Annotated in this window: 4 protein-coding genes and 1 pseudogene; 2 read left to right on the top strand and 3 right to left on the bottom strand. The window is 70.4% G+C overall.

The annotated features are described in order from the left end of the window. Together Q0A33_RS13640 and Q0A33_RS13635 are read right to left on the bottom strand one after the other, a co-directional pair. Positions 1-876, bottom strand: an 876-nt coding sequence (locus Q0A33_RS13640; RefSeq protein WP_291797855.1) for an FkbM family methyltransferase, incomplete at its 3' end; no start/stop codon positions are given. 184 nt (positions 877-1,060) lie between these two features. Further along, positions 1,061-2,110, bottom strand: a complete 1,050-nt coding sequence (locus Q0A33_RS13635) for an NAD(P)/FAD-dependent oxidoreductase (RefSeq protein WP_291797852.1) — start codon at positions 2,108-2,110, stop codon at positions 1,061-1,063. 191 nt (positions 2,111-2,301) lie between these two features. Between Q0A33_RS13635 and Q0A33_RS13630 the strand changes: the two genes are divergently transcribed. Further along, positions 2,302-2,949, top strand: coding sequence for a helix-turn-helix transcriptional regulator (locus Q0A33_RS13630; protein ID WP_291797849.1), 648 nt, complete (start codon positions 2,302-2,304; stop codon positions 2,947-2,949). A gap of 117 nt (positions 2,950-3,066) precedes the next feature. Here the strand turns inward: Q0A33_RS13630 and Q0A33_RS13625 are convergent, their stop codons facing one another. Next, on the bottom strand, positions 3,067-4,806 hold the full coding sequence (locus tag Q0A33_RS13625) for a sodium:proton antiporter (RefSeq protein ID WP_291797846.1): 1,740 nt from the start codon (positions 4,804-4,806) through the stop codon (positions 3,067-3,069). Positions 4,807-5,180: 374 nt separating this feature from the next. On the opposite strand from Q0A33_RS13625, the pseudogene Q0A33_RS13620 reads away from it, so the two are divergent. Further along, a pseudogene (locus tag Q0A33_RS13620) lies at positions 5,181-5,775 on the top strand (hypothetical protein); the annotation flags it as partial.

Genomic DNA, 5,775 nt, shown 5'->3' with positions numbered 1-5,775 from the left:
CTCGAGCCCCGTGGCGTCCGCACCCGGGAGCACCTCGCAGAGCATGTCCGGGGCGAAGCGGGCGAGGAACCGCTGCCCGTGCGCGAAGACCTCCGTCTCCCCGCCCTCCACGTCGATCTTCATCACGACGGGGGACGCGGGTCCGCCGGCAGCTGCGCCGGGTCTGGTGCCGGCTCCTGTGCCGGCCTCCGCACCGGATCCCGCAGCGGGCCCTGCACCGGCCCCCCCCAGCCCCTCCCCCTCGTCCGTGAGGGAGTCCAGCGACACGAAGCCCACGTCCACGCCGTTGGCGAAGTCCATCTCCTGCGAGTAGAAGGACGGCAGCGCGGGTCCCCGATCGGCGGAGGGCATGTGCATCGTGGCCTCGGGATCGCCCACCCCGAAGCCACGGACCTGCACCCGCGACTGCATCCGGTTCCGGACCACATTGGCCTCGAGCATCCGCACCACCGGCGGGACGATGTCGAAGGCCAGCACGCGGAGCGCGGGGTTCGCCGCGGCGGCCGCGAGGCTGAACACCCCCGTGTACGCGCCCACATCCAGCAGGACTCGGGCGTCCTGCGAGAGCCGCGTGACCAGCTCCAGCGCGAAGCGGTCGCGCGGATCCGGGCGGGTCCCGCCGCCCCAGTACATCTCCTTGGCGATCTCGCACCTGTCCGGGCGGAGCATGACGAACTCGGCCTCGGCGACGTGTCCGCGCACCTCGCGCAGAGAGCGCGGCGCCGGGAGCCGGCGCACGGCCAGCCCGGGGGATCGCAGAGCCACCGCCTTCATGAGCGGATGGAGGAGCGGCTGGCTCAGCACCGTCTTCACGTGCTTCTTGGCGCCGTACCAGCCCTGCTTGCGCAGCCGCCTGGTCTGCTCGGAGACGGTCACGGAGCCACCCTTCATCGGGGATGCGAGGTCCCCTCCAGCCTAGGCGAAGGGTGACCGGCGACACGCGGAGGGGTCCCGCGTTCTCCGGCCGCCTGCGCGCACTCGGCGCGGCGGTGCTCGTCGGGGCTGTGCTCCTCGCAGCGGCGCAGGGCTCAGGATGGGCGGGGCTCAGGAGGCGCAGGGCTCAGGACGGGCCGGCCGCCCCGGCGAGCGCGGCGTCGAAGTCCTCCTCGACCAGGTCCATGTTGATCTGGGCACCGGCCATCGTCCCGGCCGCCGCGGAGCTTCCCACCTGCGCTGTGACATCCGCGCAGTTGCCCGCCGCGAAGACTCCGGGGACCGTGGTCTGCCCGCGCATGTCCACCGTGATCTGCTGACCCATGCCGCTGGGGTGGTCCTCCACGGCCACTCCGAGGCCGCGGGTGAGCGCGCTCTCGACGCTCACGTAGGTTCCGGTCAGCACCGCGTCGAGAGGGACCGTGCCCGAGGCCGTGCGCACGCCGGTGATCCGGTCCTCCTTCACGAGCACCTCCTCGACTGCGCCGCTGACCAGCTCCACGCCGCGTGCGGCCAGCCGGGCGCGCAGGGCCTCGTCCGGTTCCGGTTGCTCGCCGAGCATGACGGTGACGGAGGGGCTCCACTGCCGGATGAGCTGGGCGTGGTGCGGCCACAGCGGACCGGTGGCGATCACGCCGATCCTCTCGCCGCGGACCTCCCAGCCGTGGCAGTACGGGCAGTGGAAGGCGTCGCGGCCGAATCTCTCGGCCAGGCCCGTGACCGCGGGCAGCACGTCGCGGGCGCCCGTGGCGAGAAGGATGCGCCGGGCGCGCACCCGGGTGCCGTCCGTCAGCTCGGCGGTGAATCCCGCCCCACGCGCACCCGCGACCGAGGCCACGGTCCCGTCCGCGACCACCGCTCCGTAGCCGCGTGCCTCCTCCCGTCCCTTCGCGTGGAGGTCCAGCGGGGCGATGCCCTCGTTGCCCACCACGTTGTGCGCACCCTCCGCGCGGACATTGCGCGGTGCGCCGGAATCGACGACGAGGACGCTCCGGAGGGCGCGGCCCAGTGCGATGGCCGCGCCCAGGCCGGCGGGCCCGCCGCCCACGATGAGGACGTCGTAGACCTCGCTGACTTCGCTGGCCGCGGAGGCCTCGCTGGCCTCGCCGGCTGCGGATGCGTTGCCGATCTCGCCGGTTGCGGATGCGTCGGCGGTGGTGGTCGTCCGGGTTGTCATGGTCTCTCCTCCGTCTTCGTCTGCGGCTCTTCGGCCGGATGCGTGCTCACTGTCGACCCGCGGCTCGGGTGGAGGCTAGATTCGTTGCCGTACCGGCAAATCGCGCGGCGGTGAACCGCGGTGTGAGCAGACATGGTGAAGCACGAGGGAGGCGGACGGTGGACGACGCGGAGGCTCCAGCGAGGATCCCTGTGGAGGTTCAGGACCAGGCAGCGCTGCTCGGCGGTGCGGGCGCATCCCTGCGCGGTCATCGGCTGCACGCGGGCATGAGCCTGGCCGCCGTCTCCTCGATCACCGGCATCTCCGTGAGCACGCTGTCCCGCCTGGAGACGGGGAACCGCACGCCGCACCTGGGGCACCTCGCCGCCCTGGCCTCGGCGTACCGGGTGAGTCTCGACGACCTGGTGGGCGCACGATTCTCCAGCGATCCGCGGCTGCGGTTCGACGTCGTCGAGAAGGACGGGCGGACGCTCATCCCGCTCTCACCCACGGTCAACGGCCTCGCCGCGACGAAGACGATCATCCATCCGCCGCGCGGCCGGGTGCCGGAGCCCGTGCCGCACGTCCACGGCGACGACCACGGTGCTCCCGCCTGGGAGTACGAACCCGAGGAGATGCGCCGTCACCGCGGCTTCGTCTGGATGCTCGTGCTCTCCGGCAGGCTCCGGCTGCTGCTGGGCACGCACGATCTGGTCCTGGAGCCCGGAGAGGCCGTGGAGTTCGACACCCGGGTGGCGCACTGGATGGGGCCGGTGGACGCCGCCGCGGTGGAGACCCTCACCGTCCACGGCGAGCAGGGGCGACGGATCCGGGTGCGGGCGCGGCCTCGGGAGCGGTGACAGCGCGGTGACAGCGCTGTGCGTGCCCGGCCCCGGCGCCGGGAATGCGCTCACCCGCCCACGTATGCGTGGGCGGCCGGACGAATACGCGGTGTGTGCTGTCCGAGCCCGCGCCACTCACTCGCCGGCGAAGCGCAGGTGGCTGCTGTCGATCCGCTTCTGGGCGCGGGCGATCGTGTGGGAGCCGTAGGTGCCGGCGGAACGGGCCTCGCTGAGCGCGTCGTGCTGTGCCTCGAGGATCAGCTGCTCGAGCTCCAGCGCCTGCTGGAAGGCGGAGTTCTGCTCCTCCGTGTGCTCGGTGTCCTGGAGCCTGTCCTGCATCCTGGTCTGCATCTGCCGTGCCCGCTCCAGCACGGCGGGGTCGAACGGCGTGCCGTCGCTGCGCCGGAGATCCGGGTTGTTCAGCACCTGCTCCGCGGCGGCCTCGCTCAGCTCGCTCATGAGCAGGGTCAGCTCCCGGCGGGCGTTCTCCTCGTCCGTCCCCCGGATCCCCAGGAAGCGGATGAGCGCGGGCAGCGTTCCGCCCTGGCCCACCAGCGTCACGAGCGCCACGACGAACGCGATGAGGATGAGCTGTGTGCGGTAGGGGAAGTCGAAGGGCAGCGACTGCGCCGCGGCCAGGGTGACCACGCCGCGCATGCCGGACCAGGCGAGAACCGCTCCGCCCTTCCAGCTCAGGCCCTGGTCCGCGTAGAAGCGTGCGTCCGCGTGCTGTCGCTGCAGCCTGCGCAGTTCCCGCTGCGCGTGCGGGCCCGCGTGCTGCTCGCGGAAGTGCTCATCCGCGGCCACGAGGTCGAGGATCTGTCCGAACTGCTCCTGCTTCTCCCTCCCCGACCTCTGCTGCCGGCGCGCCGCGAGCACCACCGGCACCACGAAGACCACGCGGATGAGGATCAGTGCGACGGTGACGAGCAGTCCCACCCAGATGGCCGTCCACACGGACAGGCCCACGTTCTCCACATCGTCCACGAGGTGCATGAGCTGCAGGCCCATGAGCAGGAACACCCCGTTCTCCAGGAGCATCTGCACCGTCAGCCAGTTGGTGCGCTCGGCGCTCCGGTCCTGCACCGTGAACTTCCGCGCGCTCTTGGCGCCGGTGATGAGGCCGGCCACCACTACCGCGATGACGCCCGAGGCCCCCAGCCGCTCCGCAGGGAGGAAGGCTATGAAGGGCACGGCGAAGGAGATCGCGGTCGTGAGTGCGGGCTGGTTGATCTTCGACCGCACCCAGACGGAGACGAACCCCACGACCGCGCCCACGGCGATCGCGATCACCACGGCGTAGGCGAAGTCGCCCAGCGCGTGCCAGAACGAGAAGGTGCCGGCCGTCGCCGCCACCGCCGTGCGCAGGAGCACCAGCGCGGTCGCATCGTTGACGAGCCCCTCTCCCTCCAGGAGTGTGAGGAGGCGCGGGGGCAGACCCAGCTTCTTGCCCACGGCGGTCGCCGCGACGGCGTCGGGCGGGCTCACGACTGCGCCCACCGCCACAGCTGCGGCGAGGCTCAGCTGAGGGAAGATCCACCACAGCAGCAGACCGGAGCCGAAGGCGGAGACGAGCACCAGCACCACGGACAGCGCGCTGATGGTGCCGATGTCCCGCCGGAAGTCCACGACGGGCATGTTCACCGCCGCCGAGTACAGCAGCGGCGGCAGGACGATGGTGAGTATCAGCTCCGGCTCCGCATGGACCACGGGAATGCCCGGCACCACGCTGAGCGCGAGCCCCACGACCACCAGCAGGATGGGTGCGGCCACCCCCAGCTTCTGCGCGAAGTACGACACGCCCACGATCACGAGGACGGCGGCGATCGCCAGCAGCTCCAGCTCCTCGAGGCCCACGGTCTCAGCTCCTCCCATGTGCGGAAGCCGCCGAGGCCGAGGGCATCTCCGTCAGGGCGCTTCCGCTGTTCCGGCGGGGGATGTGCCACCGGAGGCGCGCACAGGACGATCCTACCGCCGCGGTACGGCCGCGGTGCCCGTCCGGAGGTGTGGTGCGCCTGTGATCTCTGCGTGTGTCTGCGGGGAGGGCGTGTGGGAGAACCTACCCGAATAGCACGCACTCGTCAGCGTTGTTTCGGTCATATTCCGGTCACCGCTGTGAGCTGAGGGCGGCGCTGGTGTGCGGCATGCAGGACGCCTTGTATTTTCATGGATCGGTGCCGCGAATAGGTGTCTCAGGACGGATACACGCAGGAGAATACACTGCGACATTGCATCTATATTCTCCAGGTATGACGAACTTTCAGAGCACACAGATGGCGTTCACCTCGGTCGCGATGATCAGCCTGCTGACCCTTACCGCATGCAGCGGTACCGCGGCAGCGCCCTCGGCCGAACAGGCCGCAGCCGAGACTGCAGCACCGGCTGTACAGGAGGCGACGGCCTTGGCGACGGTGTCGGCAGTGCCGGGATACGCCCCGGGTGATTTCCCTGCGGTACCGCTGTTCACCGTACCGGACATCTCCGTACTCACCGACTCTGCGGATGCTTTCACGATCGACCTGTCCGCAGATCTCGACGATATCCCCGGTGTCACAGTTCGCACGGCGGAATGTTCCGCGGAGGGAGTCTCGCGCGTCCGGGCTGGGAGTGTCTTCTCGTATGAGGACGGTGCAGCCTCGGAGGTGGGTGACGGCACCGTGAAAGAGAACAGTGGTGACGGCTCTGGAAGCGTGGTGGATGACGGAGTGGTCATCGAGAACAACGGTGACGGCTCAGGATCGTTCGTGGGTGGCGGCGTGGTCATCGAGAACAACGGTGATGGCTCCGGTTCATTCAAGGGCGGTGGCCTGGAGATCGATCACGCCGGAAGCGGGCCAGCAACAT

The sequence above is a fragment of the Brevibacterium sp. genome (assembly GCF_022712115.1).
GTDB lineage: Bacteria > Actinomycetota > Actinomycetes > Actinomycetales > Brevibacteriaceae > Brevibacterium > Brevibacterium salitolerans.
This window is presented reverse-complemented; position numbering and strand designations above follow the sequence as displayed.

Excerpts from the sequence above, each read along its gene's own strand:
- Q0A33_RS13635 (WP_291797852.1), bottom strand. The coding sequence starts at position 2,110 with ATGACAACCCGGACGACCACCACCGCCGACGCATCCGCAACCGGCGAG.
- Q0A33_RS13625 (WP_291797846.1), bottom strand. The coding sequence starts at position 4,806 with ATGGGAGGAGCTGAGACCGTGGGCCTCGAGGAGCTGGAGCTGCTGGCG.